At 41.6% G+C, this 22,908-nt stretch carries 20 protein-coding genes; 3 read left to right on the top strand and 17 right to left on the bottom strand.

All coding sequences use genetic code 11. The features are described from left to right. Positions 1 to 219 precede the first annotated feature (219 nt). Positions 220 to 3,591, top strand: coding sequence for a hypothetical protein (locus LBQ60_02655; GenBank protein ID MDR2036804.1), 3,372 nt, complete (start codon positions 220 to 222; stop codon positions 3,589 to 3,591). Between the two features lie 27 nt (positions 3,592 to 3,618). Here the strand turns inward: LBQ60_02655 and lepB are convergent, their stop codons facing one another. The 10 genes from lepB to LBQ60_02605 all read right to left on the bottom strand — a co-directional run bounded on the left by lepB (position 3,619) and on the right by LBQ60_02605 (position 14,657). Next, positions 3,619 to 4,320 (bottom strand): signal peptidase I, encoded by a 702-nt coding sequence (lepB, locus tag LBQ60_02650; GenBank protein ID MDR2036803.1) that lies wholly within the window; start codon positions 4,318 to 4,320, stop codon positions 3,619 to 3,621. Next, positions 4,317 to 5,249, bottom strand: coding sequence for a glycosyltransferase family 2 protein (locus tag LBQ60_02645; protein ID MDR2036802.1), 933 nt, complete (start codon positions 5,247 to 5,249; stop codon positions 4,317 to 4,319). Before LBQ60_02645 ends, lepB begins: the two co-directional genes overlap by 4 nt. Beyond that, on the bottom strand, positions 5,246 to 6,547 hold the full coding sequence (locus LBQ60_02640; GenBank protein ID MDR2036801.1) for a hypothetical protein: 1,302 nt from the start codon (positions 6,545 to 6,547) through the stop codon (positions 5,246 to 5,248). The genes LBQ60_02645 and LBQ60_02640 overlap by 4 nt, the downstream gene beginning before the upstream one ends. A gap of 1 nt (position 6,548) precedes the next feature. Further along, positions 6,549 to 7,130 carry a hypothetical protein gene (locus LBQ60_02635; protein ID MDR2036800.1) on the bottom strand — a complete coding sequence of 194 codons (582 nt, stop codon included), beginning with the start codon at positions 7,128 to 7,130 and terminating at the stop codon, positions 6,549 to 6,551. Beyond that, complete coding sequence (locus tag LBQ60_02630) at positions 7,114 to 8,304, bottom strand: 6-bladed beta-propeller (GenBank protein ID MDR2036799.1); 1,191 nt, start codon at positions 8,302 to 8,304, stop codon at positions 7,114 to 7,116. Before LBQ60_02630 ends, LBQ60_02635 begins: the two co-directional genes overlap by 17 nt. Before the next feature lie 262 nt (positions 8,305 to 8,566). Next, positions 8,567 to 8,767: a hypothetical protein gene (locus tag LBQ60_02625; GenBank protein ID MDR2036798.1), complete on the bottom strand. Its 201-nt coding sequence runs from the start codon at positions 8,765 to 8,767 to the stop codon at positions 8,567 to 8,569. A 326-nt stretch (positions 8,768 to 9,093) separates the two neighbouring features. Beyond that, on the bottom strand, positions 9,094 to 9,285 hold the full coding sequence (locus LBQ60_02620; protein ID MDR2036797.1) for a hypothetical protein: 192 nt from the start codon (positions 9,283 to 9,285) through the stop codon (positions 9,094 to 9,096). Beyond that, entirely contained in the window at positions 9,269 to 10,471 is a 1,203-nt protein-coding gene (locus LBQ60_02615; protein MDR2036796.1) for a 6-bladed beta-propeller, read from the bottom strand. The genes LBQ60_02620 and LBQ60_02615 overlap by 17 nt, the downstream gene beginning before the upstream one ends. Before the next feature lie 298 nt (positions 10,472 to 10,769). Continuing rightward, entirely contained in the window at positions 10,770 to 12,050 is a 1,281-nt protein-coding gene (rimO, locus tag LBQ60_02610; GenBank protein ID MDR2036795.1) for a 30S ribosomal protein S12 methylthiotransferase RimO, read from the bottom strand. 66 nt (positions 12,051 to 12,116) lie between these two features. Next, on the bottom strand, positions 12,117 to 14,657 hold the full coding sequence (locus tag LBQ60_02605; protein ID MDR2036794.1) for an LPS-assembly protein LptD: 2,541 nt from the start codon (positions 14,655 to 14,657) through the stop codon (positions 12,117 to 12,119). Positions 14,658 to 14,794: 137 nt separating this feature from the next. Between LBQ60_02605 and LBQ60_02600 the strand changes: the two genes are divergently transcribed. Continuing rightward, on the top strand, positions 14,795 to 16,009 hold the full coding sequence (locus LBQ60_02600) for an N-acetylmuramoyl-L-alanine amidase (protein MDR2036793.1): 1,215 nt from the start codon (positions 14,795 to 14,797) through the stop codon (positions 16,007 to 16,009). Positions 16,010 to 16,012: 3 nt separating this feature from the next. Continuing rightward, positions 16,013 to 17,290 (top strand): hypothetical protein, encoded by a 1,278-nt coding sequence (locus LBQ60_02595; GenBank protein ID MDR2036792.1) that lies wholly within the window; start codon positions 16,013 to 16,015, stop codon positions 17,288 to 17,290. A gap of 13 nt (positions 17,291 to 17,303) precedes the next feature. Here the strand turns inward: LBQ60_02595 and atpG are convergent, their stop codons facing one another. The 7 genes from atpG to LBQ60_02560 all read right to left on the bottom strand — a co-directional run bounded on the left by atpG (position 17,304) and on the right by LBQ60_02560 (position 22,810). Further along, positions 17,304 to 18,191, bottom strand: a complete 888-nt coding sequence (gene atpG / locus LBQ60_02590; protein ID MDR2036791.1) for an ATP synthase F1 subunit gamma — start codon at positions 18,189 to 18,191, stop codon at positions 17,304 to 17,306. A gap of 12 nt (positions 18,192 to 18,203) precedes the next feature. Next, the gene (gene atpA, locus LBQ60_02585; protein MDR2036790.1) at positions 18,204 to 19,817 is read right to left on the bottom strand and encodes a F0F1 ATP synthase subunit alpha; all 1,614 of its coding nucleotides are present in this window, start codon (positions 19,815 to 19,817) and stop codon (positions 18,204 to 18,206) included. A gap of 64 nt (positions 19,818 to 19,881) precedes the next feature. Further along, the gene (gene atpH / locus LBQ60_02580) at positions 19,882 to 20,421 is read right to left on the bottom strand and encodes an ATP synthase F1 subunit delta (protein ID MDR2036789.1); all 540 of its coding nucleotides are present in this window, start codon (positions 20,419 to 20,421) and stop codon (positions 19,882 to 19,884) included. A gap of 28 nt (positions 20,422 to 20,449) precedes the next feature. Further along, a complete protein-coding gene (locus LBQ60_02575; protein MDR2036788.1) occupies positions 20,450 to 20,944 on the bottom strand; it encodes a F0F1 ATP synthase subunit B in 495 nt (164 codons plus the stop codon). A gap of 91 nt (positions 20,945 to 21,035) precedes the next feature. Next, positions 21,036 to 21,290, bottom strand: coding sequence for an ATP synthase F0 subunit C (gene atpE, locus LBQ60_02570; protein ID MDR2036787.1), 255 nt, complete (start codon positions 21,288 to 21,290; stop codon positions 21,036 to 21,038). 30 nt (positions 21,291 to 21,320) lie between these two features. Beyond that, positions 21,321 to 22,382 (bottom strand): F0F1 ATP synthase subunit A, encoded by a 1,062-nt coding sequence (gene atpB / locus LBQ60_02565; GenBank protein ID MDR2036786.1) that lies wholly within the window; start codon positions 22,380 to 22,382, stop codon positions 21,321 to 21,323. Then, positions 22,382 to 22,810, bottom strand: coding sequence for a hypothetical protein (locus LBQ60_02560; protein ID MDR2036785.1), 429 nt, complete (start codon positions 22,808 to 22,810; stop codon positions 22,382 to 22,384). Before LBQ60_02560 ends, atpB begins: the two co-directional genes overlap by 1 nt. Positions 22,811 to 22,908 lie beyond the last annotated feature (98 nt).

Raw genomic sequence — 22,908 nt, 5'->3', positions numbered from 1 at the left:
GACAGCCTTTAATTACATTTACATTCCAAAAGTTTCTTTTTCAGAAACGACCGCATCAATGCCCGGAACACATCGCTCAATATTTACCTGAAAGAGGACTCTGTTTTTCATGCCAACCTGTCTTTTGTATACCTGGTTCAGGACAAAGAAGTCAGCTTTATCCGTTCGGATGCTGCTTCTTCAAAAGCCCCATACAATAATTCATACCACAAGGTGGATATGAATTTTGAGCAGCTGATCTGGAGGACCGATGAGCCATTGATGAATCTTTCAATGACACGTGGCTCTTCCATGGGGCGTGCCGAATTCCGCTCCCAAAACTATTATAACCAGGACTATTTTGAGCGGATGCAGTATTTTGATACGACACATCCTTTGGTTTCCCTGAGGAAAGCCGCACAATCCTACGGTACGGATCATTTCCCATTAGATGTATATGCCAGCTACATCAGTAAATCGCTGGCAAATACCCGCAGCCAGATCATTGAACTCGCTAAGCTGGGGTTTGTCGTTTATGACAGTGACAGTGAATGGATCACTGTACAACCGAGATTATATACATTTCTACATGCTGCTGCAAAATTGACCGACTTTGACGTGATCGACCTTCGTTCTATTGTAAATGCCCCCATGAAAAACGCCACCATGGATGTCAGTAATTATGACCTGAACATATACGGTGTAGAGCATTTTATGGTAAGCGACTCGCAAAAAGTGATCATTACCCCCAATGAACAAAAATTAACCTTAAGAAAGAACAGGTCCATTGATATTAACGGACGTATTGATGCTGGACAGATTGAGCTATATGGTGATTCACTGCATTTTGATTACGACACTTTCAGGATCAGCCTGCATCGTGTTGATTCATTGATTTTTTATGTCCCGTCGGAAGAAAAAGACGCATTCGGAAAGCCGGTTTTAAAAAAGGTAAAAAATATGTTGCAGAAATTGACCGGAGATATCCGGATCGATCAGCCGGACAATAAATCAGGAAGGTTCAGCCTGAAGGAATACCCGATATTAAACAGCGATAGTTCATCTTTTGTATATTATGGTTCTTCTGATATCAAACAAGGTGCTTATGGTAATGATCAATTTTATTTTGAAGTTGATCCTTTTGTTATGGACAGTATTGATAATTTCAGCAAAGAACAGTTACAGTTATCCGGACGTTTTGCATCGGCTGATATTTTTGATGACATGCGCCAGGTATTATCCGTCCAACCGGACTATTCACTTGGTTTTATACTCGAAACGGGCGATTCGGCTATATCTGCCTATGGAGATGCCAAACTATCCGCCCAGATCAAATTAAGCAGCAAAGGATTGGAAGCAAGTGGCGTACTGGACTATCTCACAGCATCCATTCATGCAGATGACATTCATATATACCCGGACTCGCTGAACGTTCCGAAGGCAAAGGAATTCACCATTAAGAAACAAATCGAAGGGACGGAATTTCCGGAAGTACGGTCAAACAATAATAAAATACATTGGGAACCGCAAAACGACAGGATGTACATATATAAATCTGAAAAAGTATTTGATATGTATGAGGATACGAAATTCGACGGGAACCTGGTGCTCACATCCAATGGTCTATCCGGTGGCGGAAGGATAGACATGGGAATTGCAGATATCCGCTCGGATAGTACTGTATTTCGTTCTGAATCCTTCACTGCTGATACATCATTGTTCCGGTTACGGACAACAACTGATGCTCCTTACCAGATAGTCACCGTAGATTCTGTCCGCTCGGTCATCGATTTTGCTTCACACAAGGGACAGTTCCTATCCGTGAACGATTATGCACTTGTCCGTTTCCCTGCCAATAAATTCGAAGCATACATTGACGACTTTACCTGGCACATGGATAGCGCCAATATACGTATAGGGGCCGATACCCTTACCACACCTCTCAAAGAGGCGGTCGATTTCAAATATAAGACCCCGGGAGAAGGCAAAGGCATACGTTATTATTCCACTATCCCCGGTGCGGATTCCCTTAATTTTGTCGCAGAATCAGCCAATTTTGATTATATGGCAGGGCGGATTAAAGCCGAAGGAGTCAAACTGGTACAATCGGCCAATGCCCTGATCTTTCCGGACCAGGGAAAATTAAGCGTAGAGTCCAATGGATTACTGGAGCTGGGAGGAAATACCCGGATTGTATTCAATGATTCATTGAAACAACATACTGTTCATTCTGCCAGCATCAATATCACCGGAAGAAAAAATTTTACCGGTTCCGGGAAATATGACTATATCGATGAGACCGGTAAAATTACCGAAGTAGACATTTTGAATGTTTCCCCGGGAAAATCAGGATTAACGGTAGCCAATGCCAGCCTTGGAGAGGAGGATGGATTCATGATCAGTCCTTATTATCATTACCAGGGAAGGATGTCCCTCCTTTCCGAGAACGAATTTCCGGAGTTCGACGGAGCTGCACAAATCGTACAGGAATGTGAAGCGATGAACCCTGAATGGTTTAAATTCAGATCGGTGGTCAACCCTAATGACGTGAAAATTGAAGTAGGAGAAGCCCCGGTAAACCGGCAAAATGCCAAAATATACAATGGGTTGTTCCTGACAACTGATTCGGCGCATATCTACCCGGCATTCTTCTCAAAACGGAAATCCTATTCCGACCAGCCTTTGATCCAGGCCCATGGACAGTTGTCATACGACAAAGACTCCATGATCTATTTTATAGCCACAGAAGAAAAACTGAACAACCGGGATACCGCAACAGGAAATATGTTGGCATTTAACCGGGATGTTTGTATACTTAGCGGAGAAGGACGTATTTCGCTGGGTGTTAATTTAGGCAGGATAAAAACCGATGCTGTGGGACGTGTATCACATCATATGTACACCAAAGAAACATTTCTGGACATCCTGCTGGCCGTTGATTTCTTTTTCGATGACGGGCTGGCCTCTATGATAGCCAGTAAAATAGATAGCTTTCCCGGGCTTAGTGGCGTTGATCTCAACCGGGTCCGGTACATACGCGGAATGAACGAATGGCTGGGCACCGACCGGACAAATAATTTCCGGAAAGAAGCTGCCCTGGGAAAAGTAAGGAACTTTCCCGATGAATTAAAGCATACCCTGCTATTCACACAATTGAACCTTCAATGGAATCAAAACCGGCGTTCCTATCGTTCCGTTGGAAAAATAGGGATCGGGAACCTGTTCGGACACCAGGTCAACCGTCTTGTCGACGGATTGGTAGAAATATCCAAACGTCCGGGCGGCGGAGATATGCTGGACATTTATTTAAAAATGGGTAATGATTGGTTCTATTTCGGATATACCAGGGAATTGATGCAGATAATATCATCCGACCGCAGTTTTAATTCCAGGTTGATGGGCATGTCTGAAAAGCAACGCAAATCGGACGAGCGACGTCCCGGATTTACCTATACAATAGCATCCGAAGATAAAATAAAACAATTCCTGGCTCAGATGCAAAAGGACACCCCGGATAACAGTTCTGAAACGGATGCTCCTATCATCAACACTTCTCCGGTCAACGAACCTAACAAGACAGAAGAAGAAACACCTATCATCGAAATTGAGTAGGAATCATCCGTAATCTTTGTCCAAAAACTATTCATCTAATTTTCTTCCAATCCGTTTCCAACGCATCTTTTTTCTATACGAGACACGCGAAAAACACACCAATACAACTTTTCCTATCACCAGGTCAGCAGACACAAAACCCCAGTGGTGGCTATCAAGCGAATTACCCCGATGATCACCCAGTACAAAATAACCATCAGTACGGAATATGTACCTTTCACCTGTATGTATGGCTGCGTCTTCTTCAATCCTGAACAGGTAACGATACAGCGATCGGCTGACCGAATCAATGGTTATAACAGCGCCGTTTTCTGGAGTAACAACAGGCCCAAAATTATTCACACTCCATTCAAGAGCGCGATGAGGAAAGTTTACGGAATAGTCGAGACATGGTATCACCGAGGCAGGTGTTTTGATAACATGAGCATTAATATGTACCACACCTTCAATTATCTGCACTGTATCGCCCGGCAGGCCGACACAGCGTTTAACCAATTGAGTCCCTCCCCCGTCGGGATGATTGAACACAATCAGATCATTACGATTGATTACATTTAGGTTGATTTTGTTCACCACGATATGATCACCCGCATATATGGTACGCTCCATGCTTTCTGTAGTGACCTGACATGTGTCAATGAAAAATATACGCATCAGTATCACACCTAACAAGAGGATCAGAAATAGAGATAGATATGTTAAAATAGGAGTAACCCGAAGTGTCATCATTCAAAACGAGTATGAGCGATAATATATTGTGGCCTCTGTTTGGCTTGTTCATATGATTTTCCCGCATAAATACCTACCAGTCCGGTAATGGAAAGGTGAAGGCCTCCGAACAAAAATACCGCAGCGAGTATGGAAAACCAAGTAGAAAGAGAGTGGCTAAACAGCAGGCAATATATTAGATATGGGATATATGATAAAGACAAGCAGGAGAATATCAAACCGAGAAAGACCATGTAATACAGGGGCCGGATACTGAATGAGACAATACTATCTATAGCCAGGATAAGTAATTTTGATAAATTATATCTGGAAATTCCGTGTAGTCGTTTGTTGGGATAGTAATCAACACTGGCTTGCCTGAATCCTGTCCACTTTACTATTCCACTAAAAAACAAGTCTTTTTCGGGTAGCATCTTAATAATGTCGACCACATTGCGATTCAATAATCTAAAATCTGATACTCCATAACGAAGATTGATGCTGCAAAGCTTATTCAGCAATTGGTAAAAAAGCTTTGAAGTTGCCCGTTTCATCCAGGGCAACGAATGATCTTCAGCACGCTGAGTGCATACTACTTCATAACCCTCTTCCCATAGCCTGATCATTTCTGGAATGATGGATGGAGGATGCTGCAGATCGGCATCCAGACTGATGACCGCATCTCCTCTGGCATGGTCGTAACCCGCTTTTAATGCAGCTTCCTTACCAAAATTCCTTGAGAAGGAAATATACCGAAGATTTGAGGTCCGGGGAAAAATTTCTGTAAGTGTTTTCAATGTACTGTCCGTACTGCCGTCATCAACAAAAAGCATTTCCCAACGATAGGGCAGGTCAGAAAAAACCTTTTCCAGCTCACTCACCATCAGGCAGATGTTATTCGCTTCGTTATAACAGGGAATAACAATAGTGATTAATTTTTCTGTATTCATGATTCAGATCCTGACGTTTCGCCGGAAGTAGGGATATTTTCCATACGATTGCGCTGCTCCAAAAGATCACGCAATTCCTGTTTCAATGTATCGTCGTTGTACCATACTTTAGTACGCACATGAGCATATCCTCCCAGATAAACCAGATAGAAGAATACTGCTATACCACACCAGATTTTATATTTCTTCGTTAGGGTACGAACATAATGCCAGACATACCAGGCCATAATAAAAAAGATGCCTACCGAAGAAAGGTATACATAGCGATCCGCAACAATAGCATAGCGTGACATAGGTACGATGTGTACCGTAAGGAATATATTGATCCCAAAAAACAACACACCGGCTATCAGAGGCCATTGTTTACGGTAAACATACAAACATACCCCCAGTAGAAGAATAATTACCGGGTAGATAAAGAAGCGTATGGGTATATCGCCACCCGGAGCTACCGGAAAGGGATAGAGATACATTAACTTAACGGGAACCACAAGTTTGGTAAGATATTCCACTATGGCATAACTGGCAAAAATGATACGTTGCCAGAATGAATATCCAGCCCATTTTTCAACATATTCGGGGTTCTGTAATGATAAAGTATATAAACCAATGATCAGCGCAAGTAAAAAGAAAGGTATTTTTTCCAACCAATATTCGACCTTTTTCAGATCACGATGCATGATCCAGTCGAACAGGAACAAACATACCGGAAAAACTACTGCCTGTTCTTTGCATCCACATGAAAATAAGAACAGTATGAAAGAAACAACATACCAAATAGCCTTAAGGGTATGTACATACCGGATATAAGCAAGAAGCGCCAGAAGAGTAAAAAAGGAATAGAGTAATGTTTTTGAGGCACTGATCCATGCTACGGATTCTACTTGCAGAGGATGTACGGCAAAAAGCAGGGAGGCAAAAAGTGCGACATAATGCGCCGTAGTCGTTTCCGCCCGGCGACTGTATACCAGTGTATTTTTTATCAATAGAAATACAATACAAGCGTTAGCGATGTGCCACAACAAATTTGAAAGATGGTAAACCGATGGATTATACCCAAAAAGCATGCGTATGGTGGTATAAAGCAATTGATTAAAAGGAGCGTATTGGCCGCCATGTGATTGTGTAAAAATGGCTTTAATATTCTCAACTGTAAACCCATGTTCGGTATACCGGTTGAGCACCATCCAGCCATCATCCCATCCCCTTAGAAAAGTATGGCTGAATATCGGATAATAAATTAAAAAACATGCAATGGCAAGTAACGAACAGATTACCCAGGACTTACGATTCGGCATATTACTGCTGTAATGAAGTGAACTGATTTCCTACTTCTTTTAAATACTGGCGGGTGATGTGTAATTTGGTGATCTGTGGGAAAAAAACCATTTTCATGTCCCTGTTTTTATCAATTACTGCAAAATACCTTTTTTCCTCATCACCCATTCTTTGCTTCGGAACATCTAAAATATGGGCAGGTATGTTGATGTATATAAAATTGGCCAGGTCATTGGCTAGTTTTATCCGGTTATTTCTATTGTCCGGAAAGGTGGGGAGAATGAGAATATTAAGCTTCATAGTGTCCATGCTTTCTTTAAACTGGTACAACTCATTCAATTCTTCAAAAATACAACTGCCACACGCCTTCTCTGTATAGCGATATATCAGGACAGGGAGCTGTTCTTCCGGAAAAGACAAACTATCCCTGTCCGAATAATAACTGCTGACCACATCTGCCGTAAAAACGAACTGATCCTTTAAAAAATCAGTAACAGGATCTTCTTTAGCGACTTTAACCGTTTTATTGGTAAAGGCTGCATAGAGTAATACTACCGTCAGTATTCCCCAGATCACCAGTCCTGCCTTAGTCCCTGTATTCATAATAAAATACAACAGGGTTGGATTCCTCTGTTAACTCTTTCAGTTGCGCGTATTTGTCCAGATCAGGTTTTACCTTGTTTTTTTTAATTTCGCCAATAAAATAATCAAGCGCAAATCCACTGATATGGTAGTAAACGCCTGCCTTGTCATAAAAATGAAATTTCATATCCAACCCACTTTTCACATACATCAGATCATTAACCTTCACCTTGGGTACTGCTGCCGCATGGTTTTTTTTATCATACAAAACCGTACGGGTTCTATTATTCCCCTTCCTATAAGTAAAAAGTATGATCTTCTCGTTTTCCATATAATTCTCTATGCTAAACGAAACATCAAATCCTGATAATTCGGAAATATCGTCTTCCCGGCCCACCTTTTTCAGATCATCGGCGCCGGCCCACTTTTTACTATGTACAGCCAGATAGGGGATAAGCGTTCCCTGACGGACAGCCATAACGGTATCCATAAACAGTTGCATGAATCTGGGCGACTGCCCGGTTTTTCCATAAAACCCGGATATGGAATTGAAGGTAGAAAATTCGTTCCATCCCAGATTGTACTGTGCAGCGCTGAGATAGCTCGCCTCGCACTGCCCGTATTCCGGATCTATTTTTTGCATCATGCAGTCATTGGCGGTACTATTATTCTTTACTTCCGTAAACAATGCTCCATTGTGGTATTGGATGCTCTTGATGCGTGCATCGCACAAGGAAGTGATGGTTCGCTGGTACACTCCTTCCAAGGTATATAGATGAATGCTATTGGTATTGAAATCCAACAGGTAGATCTCTTTTTTATCAGGGTCAATGGTAAAATCGCGTGGAAAGGTATATTCTCCGGGACCTTTCCCGATAGAGCCTATTCTGCGGATAAATTTTCCCTCCCGGTTAAAAACAAACAAGCCTTTAGCCTGGTGCATATCCAGTATAAAAAGATAGTCGTCAAAGGCTTGAATGGCATTGATCTCTCCGATCAGGCAATTTTCGTTGGTTTCCAGGATGATGGTTTCTACCGGCTTGAATACCGATGAAAGTTTTAAAGAGTCTCCTTCAGATATAGCGTCAAGGTCAATGGTAATCAACTCTTCGTTTTTCTGAGTGGACGTAATCTGTGCATGATTGTTTACACAGGAAGAGACCAATAAAAAATATATAAATACAATGTTTCTCATTTTGTAATCGTTTTTATGAGATGGTATCAAAAGTCTGCTTGGCAATCGCTTAAATGGCCACCATATTGCATCAAAACACCTAACAATGAGACCGTTGATATAAACATCAACTTTTGACACCATCAAAAATTAATTAACATCAGTTAGTCGCAGGATTTAGGCCAAAAACTCCCTTCGCTGCGAAGAAAACCATTTTCATCAGTATATGTCAAAACTGTACCAAATTCACAACTGAGTTCATTGCCCTTAGCGCACACTTTGACTACTGAAGTCCACTTATTGACTCCATTTTCGTCATGGCTTGTTGTTGTTTTATTAGTCTGACAGCGGGTTTCACCAGGTATATATGTATGAGAAGCAGAACCAGTATCTGTACCTCCAGTACTCCCAGTACCCGTACCACCAGTGCCAGTACCACCTGTACTACCAGTACCCGTACCATCAGTGCCAGTACCCGTACCATCAGCCAGCACTATTTTGTGTAAAGCTCCGGTTTTTATTCCATATCCGTCGAACGCATATTGCAGATTCAATCCTAAGGCCATAGTGCAAACAACTACAACCATAACACCAAAAAATTTCCTCATAATAAAGATTTTTAATAAAATTAAAAATTAATTTAACAATCTCTCCACTGTTATTTATAGCTCTTCTAATTCCGTTAATAATACCTCCTTTAAATAATAATGTGTAAATATTCAAAGCAATAGCATTGCAATGATAATATCTTTTTAACAAAAATCCAAGTAATTTCAACGAAAATCACATAAAAGATTCAACGAGCTGAACCTAAAATACAAAACGAATCAAATCAATAGCGTTGATGATATAACTATCCACAAAGTCGTGGTATTTACCCGACAAGTGCGTAACAGGCTCTTCTTTAGCGGATTTAATCGTTTTATTGGTAAAGGCTGCATAAAGCAATACTACTGTCAGTATTCCCCAAATCACCAGTCCTGCCTTAGTCCCTGTATTCATAATAAAATACAACCGGGTTGGATTCCTCTGTTAACTCTTTCAATTGTGCGTATTTGTCCAGGTCGGGATTTAACTTGTTTTGCTCAATTTCCTCAATAAAAAAACCAAGTGCTGCTGTAGTAATACAGTAGTAGGCGCCTGCCCTGTCGTAAAAGTGAAATTTCACATCCAGTCCGCTTCCCACATACATCAGGTCATTACGTATTATCTTGGGGTCTATTGCCGTATGGCTTATTTTATCATACAAAATCGTATTAGATCTTCTATCCCCTCTTTCATAACTAAAAAATATGATCTTCTCGTTTTCCATATAATTCTGTATGTTGAACGAAATATTTTTCCGCATTGACAAATATCTGTGCCATTCAGAAGGATCTTTCTGAATGGCATTTTTCAAGTCATTAGCGCTAATCCAGTTTTTACTCTTTACGGCCAGGTAAGGGATAAGCGCTCCCTGGCGGATAGTCATAACGGTATCCATAAACATTTGCACGAATTTGGGCGACTGGCCGGTTTTCCCATAAAACCTGGATAGGGTATTTACGAAATAGTATTCGTTCCATCCCAGGTTGTACTGTGCAGCGCTGAGGTAGTAAGCTTCACAGTGCCCGTATTCCGGATCCATTTTTTGCAGCATGCAGTCATTGGCGCCGCTGTAGCTTTTCACTTCCGTAAACAAGGCACCGTTGTGGTACTGGATGCTCTTGATGCGTGCATCACATAAAGAGGTTACGGTCCGCAAGTATACTCCCTCCAAGGTATATTGATGGATTCTATTGGTATTGATATCCAACAGGTAGAACTCCCTTTTATCGGGGTCAATGGTAAAATCCATAACCATACTATATTCTCCGGGACCTTTCCCTATGGAACCGATCTTACGGATAAACTTTCCCTCCCGGTTAAAAACAAACAGGCTGTTTGCCCCTTGCATATCCAATACAAAGAGATAATCATCAAAGGCCTGAATGGCATTGATCCCTCCGATCAGGCAATTTTCATTGGTTTCCAGAATGATGGTCTTTGCTGGTTTGAATAGGGAGGATAACCTTAAAGTATCTGCTTCAGGCAAATTATCAAGATCAATGGTGATTAACTCTTCGTTTTTCTGGGTGGGTGTAATTTGTGCATGGTTACCCACACAAAAAGAAGTGAGTAAAAAATATATAAATATAATGTTTCTCATAATAACTCCTTTAATTAAAAGTATGTAAATATCCAAAAGCAATGAAACCCCAATGATAATATATTTTCAACAAAAATTCAAGTAATTTCAACAAAAACAACAGAATAAGGCTCAATGAACTGAACCTGAACAAAGCTGAGTTCGATGAATAAAATAGATTTAACTTGTTTGATTTTTCCGTCCGATTAGGGCAGATACAAAGGAACAACTGTATAAATTAACCATTAAGGTAAACCGGGTATATGAGTAGAAACAATTGATAAATACAATAAATAATCACAGATTTACGAACATCTCATTATTCCTTTTGACCGGTAAATTTCCCGTAAAGGTCGAATTCATCGGCATCCGTTACCAATACCGGATAGAACCGGCCGATCTCTGCCGGTTGGGAATCTCTTGGGATCAGGACTTCCATATCTACTTCCGGAGAATCATATTCGGTACGGCCGACATAAAACTCTCCTTCCATACGATCAATCAGGGTCTTGTATATTTTCCCGACCTTTTCCCGGTTCAGTTCTTCGGAGATCTTCTTTTGTATTTCCATGATATGATCGGCCCGCTCCTGTTTTACAGCATCCGGAATGGTATCTTTATAATGTTTGGCCGCATAGGTATTTTCCTCATGCGAATAAGTAAATACTCCCAGTCTTTCAAAACGGGTTTGTTCCACGAAGTCTACCAATCGGGCAAAATCTTCATCGGTTTCCCCGGGGTGGCCGACAATCATTGTGGTACGAAGTGCTATACCGGGTACCCTGTTCCTGATCTCAGTAATCAATTGTGATGTCTCCGCAGCAGTAATATTACGGCGCATCATTGTCAGCACCCTGTCTGAAGCATGCTGCACCGGAATGTCGATATAACGGCAGATCTTCCGTTCATCCCTCATCAGGTCTACCACCTCCATCGGGAAACGAACCGGATAAGTATAATGCAAACGTACCCATTCTATTTCGTCGATCTCACACAGACGGGCTACCAGTTCCGGCAACATCTGCCGGCGGTACAGGTCCTGTCCGTAATAGGTAATATCCTGCGAAATCACCAGTAGTTCCTTCACTCCTTCCGATGCCAGAAAACGGGCTTCTTCCAGAATATCCTCGACGGACCGTGAAATGTGCGGGCCGCGTATATACGGAATAGAACAAAAAGCACAGGTCCGGTTACAGCCTTCGCCAATTTTAAGATAGGCATAATGCCGGGGAGTAGTGATCACCCTTTGGGTACGTAAGTCCGGATAGTAATTGCCGGTAAGCGCCCGTACTACCTCTTCGATATTTTTCGCCCCGAAATAACGGTCCACCTCCGGAATTTCTTTTTCCAGGTCTTTCTTATACAGTTCAGATAAACATCCTATGACGAACAGATGTTCAATCATCCCTTCATTTTTGGCTTCCACACATTGAAGGATCATATCTACCGATTCCTCCCGTGCATCATGGATAAAACCGCAGGTATTCACCACTACGACCTCTGCTGCATCCAAAGGAGCATCATGAACAGGTTCGAAACCGGAAGCTTCCAGTTGCCGCATCAGATGTTCCGAATCGACCAGATTCTTGGAACATCCCATGGTAATGATATTAATAGGTTTTTTCAATTTGAATTCCGGAATACGTTCAACATTTCAGGGGAGACATTACCATGGATTCCTTGAAAAATCCGTTTGTGTCTTACGTTTTTCATACTTCAGATCCTGTAGTATGGCTGATTTAACATTGATCTGAAAGAAAAAATACTTGGCCGGGCCAAACGGGGCAAAGTCGATACTCATGGTCCAGCAATGCAAATCACGTTGTATGCTGGCATTCATCTGTGATATTTTCTTTGCATCAAAGTCATAGGAAGTGGTAAAGCTCAGGGCCCATTTTGGGGTAAGGGTAATACTCCCGTTAAGATTCAGGTTTTGTGTAAATTTACCATCAAACTGTGGTTTTGAATATCCGAAGCTATAGCTGATCGATAAACTCCAGGGAACATCAAAATAACTATATCCGTCAACATCTTTCTTTTCTTCTTCCTTTTTTTCCGTTCCATCTGATTTTTTCTGAAAAGGCAAAGATATTCCCGTATTAAAGTTGACATTGGTCAATCTCGGGCCGAATTGATCTACCCGGGTACCCGCAGAAGTCAGCTTGTAGGGATCCACGGTTCCGTTCACCGTAAAATTAATGCCCATGATAGTGGTACTTGCCGACAACGAAATATTCGACCATTTCATTGAGTCGGCAAATATATTATAAGAACTACGTGCATCAATACGGTCTAATATTTTTATCTTTTTAGATACGCCGGATGTATCCCTGGGTGAACGTACTTTCATCTCCACAGTACCGTTCAGGCCGACAGACACGGATCCACTCTGTCCCGGAGCTGACGGCGTGCCAAAGACACCTCCCTCATATTTGGAATACTTATGTTCACGTCCCGTATTATCCACATAGGTATCATAATAGTCGAATAAACTGCTCAGATCAGGGACATAGCTGATACTTGCCGTTGGGGATATCGTCGTACGGATGGCTTCGATCCTTGAATTCGGTCCATACTGGTTGGTCAGGTAAAATTTAGGATTCAGGGAAACGGAAAGGCTGGGCGATAAAGCATGGGCATAGGACATACGATGTATGGTATCTGTGACCACATAACCCTGCTGATACTCATCTGTCCGATAACTTTTCTCAACATAGCTGGTATACAATACCCCGTTATAATTCAGGGACGGGGTGATATTAACGAATTTCATGGCCTTAAAATTGATGGAAAAAGGAACCCTGTGCTGAAACCCGTTTTTCATGTTTTTAATATTCTTATCCGAAAAAAGATCCCCCTCTTTTCCTACCAGCGTGTTTTGCAGATTGGCATCATATTGCAGGGAAATATCCTCGTACCATTTCGATTTGCCCGAACTCTCTTCCTTCCGGAAGGGATAGATGCGATCCATAGAAAAAGAAACGGTAGGAAAGGAAATGGTGATCTCTTCGGAACTGGAATGCTGGCTGTGGTTCATATTGGCCGTTAAGCGGAAGGGCGTATTGGGCCAGCTTCGTTGATACGAAATACTCGAGTTTTTTGTATTCTGGTAATACTGGGAAGGGTTGGTATAATTGTATTCCTTGTCATACGAAGAGGAACTGTAATTCACACTGGCTGAAAAATTCCGGCTGGGGTGGGCTTTAGCATCCTGTGTGTGGGTCCATTGGATATCGTATTGTTTGAGTTCCGACCGGTCGTATCCTTTTTCTCCCGAGATAGTCAGCCCATAAGTGAGATTAAGGTTTCCCGTATATTTATAACGTTTCATGTACCTGGTAGCCAGCGAAGCACGCCAGGTTCCCGTTGAATAGATATCCCCCCTGATGGTAGCATCAAAATTATCGCTGAGTGCAAAATAATATCCTCCGTTGGTCAGGCTTAAGCCCTTGCTCACCTCCATCCCAATAGAAGGAGCCAATACGCCGGATACCGATTTTTTATTGTTCTGGGGGAAAAAACCAAAAGGTAATACCAATGGCAGAGGAATATCCAATAACACCATGTGTGCCGGACCAAATACGACCTGATCGCCCGGAATGGCCTTCGCCTTACTCAATGCTAAATAAAAGTGCGGATGATCGGCATCGCAGGTGGTGTATTTTCCTCCTCCCATATCGATATGTCCATCAGGGTATCTTTTGGATATGGTGGCATGCATGTATCCTTCTCCCTGCTGTGTTTTGGTTTCATGTATAATCCCTTTTCCCGAATCAAAGTTATAAGACAACGACCGGGAATCGAATGTTTCCTGACCTTGCTTGAAAACAGGCAAACCCATATCCGCTCCTATACTATCTTTGCCTCCGGATCCGGAAACAACCTTTGTAATCATATCAAAATCAATCTCATAAGATTTCAGCTCTATATCTTCATAATTTACCTGCGATTCATTATACATGTAAGCTTTCTGCTGGCTGATATGGAAAGTAACCGAATCAGTTGCCTTATATTTTACCCGGCTCGTAAAAGCGGGTTTCTTCTTCGTCTTTTCAACAACTACAGAGTCTTTTTCTGAAGATACATTGAGCGAATCCGGCACAGCTATATTCAAACTGTCGGACAAAGACGATTCCTGAGCCAGGATATTACCGGCACTCACCAGCAAAATCAATACAAAAAGATATAAAAATGGCTTTAAAAACAAGTTTTATGCTATTTTTGCTGCGAATATTGTTCACGAAATTAAGTTGCAAATGTAAGCATTCTTTGATTCAAAGTCCAATATTTACCCTAAAGTTCGACCTTTTACATGTAATTTTTTGCATATAAAATGATCCGTGAATGAACCTTATCCTGTCATATAAAATCTTAAAACCGTTAAAATACGCTTTTGCCACCCGTTTCTTCAGGTTATTTTTCCTGTTGGTTTTCATACATTTTTTATCCGTCAACGGACAAGATGAATCAATAGATGATTTAAAAACGGTGGTTATTGATCCCGGACACGGTGGAAAAGATGGCGGCGCTCCCGGTAGCAGATCAAAAGAAAAAGACATTGTGCTGGATATTTCTTTAAGACTTGGAAAAATGATTGAACAGAAATATCCGGATGTACAAGTTGTTTATACACGTAAAACGGATATATTGGTCCCTTTGGATAAACGGGGAGAGATAGCGAACAAAGCAAAAGCGGATTTGTTTATCTCCATCCATACCAACGGACACACCAATAAAAGACCTTACGGTGCGGAAACGTTCGTCATGGGAAACAGCCGGTCTAAGGAAAATATGGAAGTCGCCCGGCGGGAAAACGCGGTGATCCTTATCGAAGACAATTATTCGGAAAGATATGAAGGATTTGATCCGAATTCTCCTGAATCATATATCTATTTTTCCCTTTTACAAAATGCCTACTTAAATCAAAGTCTTGGACTTGCCACTGAAATCCAAAAACAATTCAAGAATAGAGCAAAACGACTTGACAGGGGAGTAAAACAGGCTAATTTTCTAGTCTTATGGAGAACCAGTATGCCCAGTGTTTTGATAGAAGTCGGATTCATATCCAATCTTGAAGAAGAAAAATATTTAATGAGTAAAGCCGGTAAAGAACAATTAGCTACCTGTATCTTCAACGCGTTTTGTTCTTATAAAACCAAAATTGATGAACGGAATGCTTCACTGGGTCATCATGAAACAGAAGAAAAGTCCGAACCTGCATCTCCTGAACCGGTTGCCAGGGAAGAAGTGAAAACTGAAAAATTACCGGAAAAAGACCTTCCTGCCAGCCAGAAGATCGAATTCTGTGTCCAGATAGCCACTTCTGCCAAACCTGTAGATACGCACCCCAACAATTTTAAAAAACATAAAAACGTAGAACGTATACAGACATCACCCAACTTCTACAAATATATAGTCGGACGCACATCCAGTTATAATGAGGCACAGGAAACCTTAAAAAAAATGCGTCCGGATTTTAAAGATGCTTTTGTGGTAGGCGTCATTAACGGAAAGATTGTTCCATCAGCAGAGGCACTTAAAGCGTTGAATAAAAACTGAGAAATGACTGTGCAGAAAAAAGTCCTGGTAATTACTTATTACTGGCCACCTTCCGGTGGTCCAGGTGTACAACGCTGGTTAAAATTTGTCAAATTCCTTCCTGAATTCGGCATCACACCTGTTGTTTTAACGGTGAGACCGGAGAATGCCGAATATCCCATTATTGACGAATCACTGAATAACGAAATAGCCCCCGACCTGAAAGTTTACCGTACGACAAGTAAAGGAGCCTATGACTGGTACAAAAGGATCACCGGCAAAAAAACAGCACCTTACAGTGGTTTTGCCAATGAAGGAAATCCGAGCCTGATTCAAAAAATAGCCCGTTTCATCCGGGGTAATTTTTTCCTTCCTGATGCCCGCCGCGGATGGATCAAATATGCCTTCCGGGAGGCTTCCCGGTTAATTAGCCAACATGGGATACAAACCATTATTACAACAGGCCCCCCCCACTCCACCCATCTTACAGGATTAAAATTGAAAAAAAAATACCCGGTCAAATGGATTGCTGATTTCCGGGATCCATGGACCTCGATCTACTATAATGATTTCTTGTACCAGACCAGGTTGGCAAAGTCAATAGACTTGAAAAATGAACGGAGGGTAGTGATGAAGAGTGATATCATCCTGGTTGCTGCCGACAGGAAATCCGAATTTATCAAAAACCATCATCAACTTGATCCGGAGAAAATTGTTTTCTTCCCTAATGGGTACGATGATCTTGATTTTGAAGGAAAAACCCAAATTATTCCTGATGTTTTTACGATCAGGTACATCGGGACAATGGCTCCCAGCTATCCTGTACATGACCTGTTGAAAGTACTGTCGGAATGTCCTTTTGATTTCCGGTTGGAATTAATCGGGCAAACAAGCAATGTTATAGAAGAAATGGGCAAACAGTTGCTCGGCAGGAAATTCAAATGCCTGAATTTTGTTCCTCATAAAGAATCCATTAATTATATGCTTTCTTCGTCTGTCCTATTGCTGGTGATTCCTCAAACAGCAGATAACAGGTTCATACTTCCGGGAAAGCTTTTTGAATATCTTATTTCAGGAAAACAAATATTAGCTCTTGGTCCTTTGGAGAGTACGGCATCGAAAATCATCCGGGAAGCCGGTTCCGGGGAGAATTTCATGTATCAGGATAAGGAAGGAATCCGACGCTTTTTGAATGAACAATACCAATATTGGAAAGATCGATCGTATGCGGATGTTAATATACATTACATACGGCAATTCAGCAGAAAAGAACTAACCCGGCAACTGGCGGAAATGATCTGATTCCAACCAGCACCTAGCCTTTCAATGCTTCCGCTCCACCTACAATTTCCACAAGCTCATTAGTAATAGACGCCTGCCTTGCTTTGTTGTATTGTAGGGTTAATTCCTGGATCAGTTGCGATGCATTATCAGTTGCCTGATGCATGGAAGTCATCCGGGCACCGTGTTCTGATGCTATGGAATCCAGTAATGCCTGATAGACGATCAGTTTTAAATTCTGGGGTATCAAACCTTTTATGATGTATTCCTCTGTAGGTTCAAAAATATATTCGACCCGTTTCTTCACAGAAGCCGGAGAATTCATTCCTTCTGGCAATAAAGGGAGGAATTGCCGGACCTTTACTTTCTGAACCGCGGCATTGATAAACTCGTTGTATACGATATCAATACTATCATAGCGTCCGCTCACAAATGCATCCATCAGAGATTGGGCTATGGTAATTACCTGATCATAAGAAAAATGATCATAAATATCTGAAATATACTCATCCACAGGAATACCCTTCCTTCGTAAAAGATCATACCCTTTTTTACCTATGGCCATATAGCGGATCTTATTTTGAGGAAGGAACTGGGCATATTTTGTTTCAGATAACCGCAAAGCCTCTTTTACAGCATTGGAATTAAACGCCCCGCATAATCCCTTGTTCGAAGTAATGACAACAATCAATACCTGCTTGTAATCACGATCTTCCGCATACACATTATCATCCGTATTTCCCGCAGCCGTAGCCACATCAACAAGAATTTCCTGCATTTTCTGGGCATAGGGCCTGAAATTGGTAATTGCCTCCTGGACTTTTTTTAACTTAGAAGCCGCTACCATTTTCATGGCACTGGTAATCTGCCGCGTTGAAACCACAGAAGAAATGCGGACACGTATTTCTTTTAAGTTTGCCATTTATTCCTGAATTTAACCGGTTACTTCCGATTCATCTGCTGCATCTTTATCTATGAAACGCAACACTACCGATCTTGCCGCCTTATCCAAAGATTTAGTGACCTCATCATTCAACTCGCCTGCAGCTAATTGTTTAAGTGTTTCCGCATATTCTGCGTCCAGCATTTTAAGGTATTCTTGTTCAAAATCCCTTACTTTTTCGATGGGAACTGCTTTCAACAACCCTTTTGTTCCGCAATAGATAACAGCAATCTGCTGTTCTACGCGTAAAGGAGAATGTAATCCCTGTTTCAGTAATTCCACATTTTTCCGGCCTTTATCAATGATGGCCATAGTCGCTGCATCCAGATCGGATCCGAATTTGGAGAATGCTTCCAGTTCCCGGAACTGTGCCTGATCCAGTTTTAATGTCCCGGCAACTTTCTTCATGGACTTGATCTGTGCATTACCTCCCACGCGGGAAACCGATATACCTACATTGATGGCCGGACGAATACCCGCATTAAACAAGTTCGACTCAAGGAATATCTGTCCGTCGGTAATCGAAATCACATTGGTGGGAATATATGCCGAAACGTCTCCGGCTTGTGTTTCTATGATCGGTAATGCTGTCAGGGAACCTCCTCCCTTCACTATCGGCCTGAGATTCTCCGGAAGATCGTTCATCTGGGATGCGATTTCATCGGAATCAATGATTTTAGCCGCTCTTTCCAACAGACGGGAATGCAAGTAAAATACATCACCCGGATATGCTTCCCGCCCGGGCGGACGACGTAACAATAGGGATACTTCACGATAAGCTACCGCTTGCTTGGATAAATCGTCAAATATAACCAATGCTGCACGTCCCGTATCACGGAAATATTCACCGATTGCCGCACCGGCAAAGGGTGCGTAATATTGTAAAGCAGCAGGAGCTGAAGCCGTTGCCGCAACAATAGTCGTATAAGGCAAAGCGCCCTGCTCTTCGAGTGTCTGATATAGAGTGGCAATAGTAGAACCTTTCTGCCCTACAGCTACATAAATACAATACACAGGTTCTCCTTTTTCATAGAATTCCTTCTGGTTAAGAATGGTATCTATCGCTATGGCTGTTTTGCCTGTCTGGCGGTCACCAATGATCAACTCCCGTTGTCCCCGGCCAATCGGAATCATGGCATCAATAGCTTTCATTCCTGTTTGTAAAGGTTCTCTTACAGGCTGACGATAAATAACTCCGGGAGCTTTCCGTTCCAATGGCATTTCCAGCAAATCACCCGGAATGGCACCTTTCCCATCCATCGGTTCACCGATCGTATTAACAACGCGACCCAACAATCCCTCACCTACGGGGATTGAAGCTATCATATTAAGCCTCTTAACACTGTCACCCTCCTGTATTTGACTGGAAGGCCCCAAAAGTACGGCTCCGACATTGTCTTCTTCCAGGTTCATCACAATCCCTTTCATTCCACTCTGGAACTCGATCATTTCATTCGCCTGGACATTCAAGAGACCGTAAATACGGGCAATTCCGTCACTTATTTGTAATACAGTACCGACTTCTTCTAATTCAACATCTGTTTTAAATCCTTCTATTTGTTTTTTTAAAACTTCCGATACTTCTGCCGGCTTTATATTGATCATGGCTGTTTTATATTTTTATTTTCAATTTTGACTTCTTGCATCTTATAAATATTGCTTCCGCTCACTAAGATGAGATCAATCGTTTTTTCATCCTTTTAAGGCTTGATGCGATGCTGGCATCATATTGCTGATCATCGACCCGGAGAATAAATCCACCGATCAACTCAGGATTCACTTCCGATGTAAGCTGTATATCAGCATCATACATCACATTCAACTGCTTTCGCAAATTCTCTTTCGCTACTTCGTCGAAAACAGACGATGAAATGATATGTGCCTGTTTGATCCCTTTATGTTTTTCATACAATCCTGCAAACTCCCGTGCAATATCAGACAACATTATCTCACGTTTATTTTTAATGAGGATATTGATAAAATTAAGTGTCAACGGATGGACCCTCTTTTGTAATAACTCGCCCATTACCCGAAGTTTCTGTCCGGGTTTGATCACCGGACTATCCAACAACTGAACAAACATCGGATTATCTTTGATAGTTACGGATAAAAGCGCCATATCCGCCCTTAATTCTTCCAGGCATTTATGGTCTACTCCCACCATAAACATGGCTTTGGCATAACGATTTGAAACAATACTGTTATTCATACATCACTTCATTATCGGATTATCCGGACTAATTCAACGGTAATTCCCCGGTTAATTTATCCAGTAATTCTTTTTGCTTTCCATCATTACTCAATTCATGACGAAGCAGTTTTTCAGCAATCTGTACGGATAGATCGGCCGTCAGTTCCCTGATCTCCTTGAGAGCTGCACTCTTTTCCGACTGAATGGATGTACGGGTCTCTTCCATGATACGTTCCTGCTCTTTTCTAGCAGAATCCCGGGCTTCAGAGACAATTTTTTCTTTCATTTCCTGAGCCTCCCTGAATATTTTTTCCCGTTCCATACGGGCTTCATCCAGGATTTTTTCATTATCGGCCTTCATCTTCTCCATGTCCTCCCTGGCGCGATCGGCAGCTTTCAATGCCTGTTCGATAGAATCTTCACGCCGGTGAAGCATGTTCAAAATCGGCTTCCATGCAAATTTTTTCAATAAAAAAAGCACAATCAGAAATGAAACCAACATCCAGAATACCAATCCAATATCGGGTGAAACTAATTGCATGACTTTATATTTTTATATATTTTGATTTCAAATGGTAAAAACCCGGCTTCCGGCCAACCGCACGAGAAGACCGGGTTAAAAGATCAGCCTTTTATACAAAAAGGATCAGCAAGCACAATACAATAGCGAAGAAGGCAACCCCTTCGATCAGCGCCGCAGCAACGATCATATTGGAACGGATGTCACCGGATGATTCGGGTTGACGAGCAATTGCTTCCATTGCCGAACCACCGATACGTCCAATACCTACACCTGCTGCAACAGCTGCAATACCTGCTCCAAGAGCTGCTCCGAACTTAGCTAAAGCTGTATTAGCCACTGCTTGCAAAATAATTGAAAGTAACATAATAATATATATTTGGTTATTAAATGATTTTTAATGATGAATATCCTCTACCGCCCCACCAAAATACAGTGCGGAAAGTAAGGTAAAAACATACGCCTGAATGAATGCCACCAATAATTCCAGTACCGTCATAAAAATAGTGAAGGCCACAGAAATTACGGAAACACCATATCCCATTAACGGTTTCATAGCTCCGAATATAAAGATCAAGCTAAAGAAACCGATAGCGATGATATGCCCGGCAGTTATATTGGCAAACAAACGAATCATCAATACAAACGGCTTGGTCAGCATTCCGACAAATTCTATGAATGGCATCAGGGGTATCGGGAATTTCAGCCACCATGGAACTCCGGGAGTATTTACTATATGTATCCAATAATTCTTATTGGAACTGCCCAGCGTGATGAGAAAGGTAAGCAGCGCCAACACCATGGTAATAGCAATATTACCGGTTACATTGGCCCCAAATGGAAAGATAGGGATCAACCCCATCAGGTTATTGATCAGGATAAAAAAGAACAAGGTCAACAGATACGGCATGAATCGTTCGTATTTATAACCGATGGCCGGACGGGCAATATCATCACGTACAAAAAGGATAAGCGGCTCCATCAAGGATTGCAGTCCCTTAGGCGCCCTATCCGGATTACGTTTGTATTGCTTTGCTACAGACAAAAATATCCACAATATAAGGGCAATACTCACGAACATGGCAAATACATTCTTGGTAATGGATAGATCCAATAAAGGACGGGCCATGGTACCATCCGACTGTTGTTCTACTATTTTTCCCTTATGGGCACCATCGGCAGCAATGCTGAATCCTTTATAGGCATCGTGTCCATGGTGAAATTTAGTAGACATAAACAGATGAAATCCGGATTGCCCGCTATAAAGGATCACAGGAAGAGGTACGGAAACATGATGGTCACCGACGGTTAATATATGCCATTCATAGGCATCTCCGATATGATCGAGGATGAATGTTCCCGGATTGAATTTTTCTTCTTCATGCCCGGCCGCGTTCACTGTAAAAGAGAACAAAAAGAAAGACAGGAAGCATGTTACAAATATCGTTTGACGTGTCATCACGAATTTTTATTTGACGTTTTAGTGCCGCCGGAAACAGTTCCGGTGTCCTTTTTTACAAATTTAAGAATGGATACTACTTCAAATATGGCGAATATCAGATAGGTAACCAAAAAAAGAGCTACAAATTGTAAAGCATATCCCTTAAATAACAACAGATAAACTACAATACTAATCAAATACAAAAAAAGTTTAAGACTGGTTTGCAACATAAAAATCCTGTTGAATGACTTTGGATGCTTTACCACGGTTTTCATCAGCCAATAATAAGAAACACATGTCACCAGCCAGATAAAACCGATACATAATATACGTCCCGGGAAATCATATGTTTCAAAAAACACGGAAAAAAGCAATTGTGAAACCGAAATAATCAGGATTAACAATACCAACATATTGATAAAAAAACGCTGCAACTCCTTTTCCATTTTATTCTTCTAATCTGTGATCTTCTTACAAACAATTGAACATACAAATTGTTTATTCACAAAAATCCTACACCAAAATACAAAAGAACAAAAAAAGG

The organism is Bacteroidales bacterium, from assembly GCA_031275285.1.
Classification (GTDB): Bacteria; Bacteroidota; Bacteroidia; order Bacteroidales; family UBA4181; genus JAIRLS01.
This window is presented reverse-complemented; position numbering and strand designations above follow the sequence as displayed.

What these genes read in the sequence shown, in the direction of transcription:
- LBQ60_02655 (MDR2036804.1), top strand. Translation starts at nt 220, where the DNA reads ATGAATTTTGAGCAGCTGATCTGGAGGACCGATGAGCCATTGATGAAT.
- lepB (MDR2036803.1), bottom strand. Translation starts at nt 4,320, where the DNA reads ATGATGACACTTCGGGTTACTCCTATTTTAACATATCTATCTCTATTT.
- LBQ60_02645 (MDR2036802.1), bottom strand. Translation starts at nt 5,249, where the DNA reads ATGAATACAGAAAAATTAATCACTATTGTTATTCCCTGTTATAACGAA.
- LBQ60_02640 (MDR2036801.1), bottom strand. Translation starts at nt 6,547, where the DNA reads ATGCCGAATCGTAAGTCCTGGGTAATCTGTTCGTTACTTGCCATTGCA.
- LBQ60_02635 (MDR2036800.1), bottom strand. Translation starts at nt 7,130, where the DNA reads ATGAATACAGGGACTAAGGCAGGACTGGTGATCTGGGGAATACTGACG.
- LBQ60_02630 (MDR2036799.1), bottom strand. Translation starts at nt 8,304, where the DNA reads ATGAGAAACATTGTATTTATATATTTTTTATTGGTCTCTTCCTGTGTA.
- LBQ60_02625 (MDR2036798.1), bottom strand. Translation starts at nt 8,767, where the DNA reads ATGGTACGGGTACTGGCACTGATGGTACGGGTACTGGTAGTACAGGTG.
- LBQ60_02620 (MDR2036797.1), bottom strand. Translation starts at nt 9,285, where the DNA reads ATGAATACAGGGACTAAGGCAGGACTGGTGATTTGGGGAATACTGACA.
- LBQ60_02615 (MDR2036796.1), bottom strand. Translation starts at nt 10,471, where the DNA reads ATGAGAAACATTATATTTATATATTTTTTACTCACTTCTTTTTGTGTG.
- rimO (MDR2036795.1), bottom strand. Translation starts at nt 12,050, where the DNA reads ATGGGATGTTCCAAGAATCTGGTCGATTCGGAACATCTGATGCGGCAA.
- LBQ60_02600 (MDR2036793.1), top strand. Translation starts at nt 14,795, where the DNA reads ATGAACCTTATCCTGTCATATAAAATCTTAAAACCGTTAAAATACGCT.
- LBQ60_02595 (MDR2036792.1), top strand. Translation starts at nt 16,013, where the DNA reads ATGACTGTGCAGAAAAAAGTCCTGGTAATTACTTATTACTGGCCACCT.
- atpG (MDR2036791.1), bottom strand. Translation starts at nt 18,191, where the DNA reads ATGGCAAACTTAAAAGAAATACGTGTCCGCATTTCTTCTGTGGTTTCA.
- atpA (MDR2036790.1), bottom strand. Translation starts at nt 19,817, where the DNA reads ATGATCAATATAAAGCCGGCAGAAGTATCGGAAGTTTTAAAAAAACAA.
- atpH (MDR2036789.1), bottom strand. Translation starts at nt 20,421, where the DNA reads ATGAATAACAGTATTGTTTCAAATCGTTATGCCAAAGCCATGTTTATG.
- LBQ60_02575 (MDR2036788.1), bottom strand. Translation starts at nt 20,944, where the DNA reads ATGCAATTAGTTTCACCCGATATTGGATTGGTATTCTGGATGTTGGTT.
- atpE (MDR2036787.1), bottom strand. Translation starts at nt 21,290, where the DNA reads ATGTTACTTTCAATTATTTTGCAAGCAGTGGCTAATACAGCTTTAGCT.
- atpB (MDR2036786.1), bottom strand. Translation starts at nt 22,382, where the DNA reads ATGACACGTCAAACGATATTTGTAACATGCTTCCTGTCTTTCTTTTTG.
- LBQ60_02560 (MDR2036785.1), bottom strand. Translation starts at nt 22,810, where the DNA reads ATGGAAAAGGAGTTGCAGCGTTTTTTTATCAATATGTTGGTATTGTTA.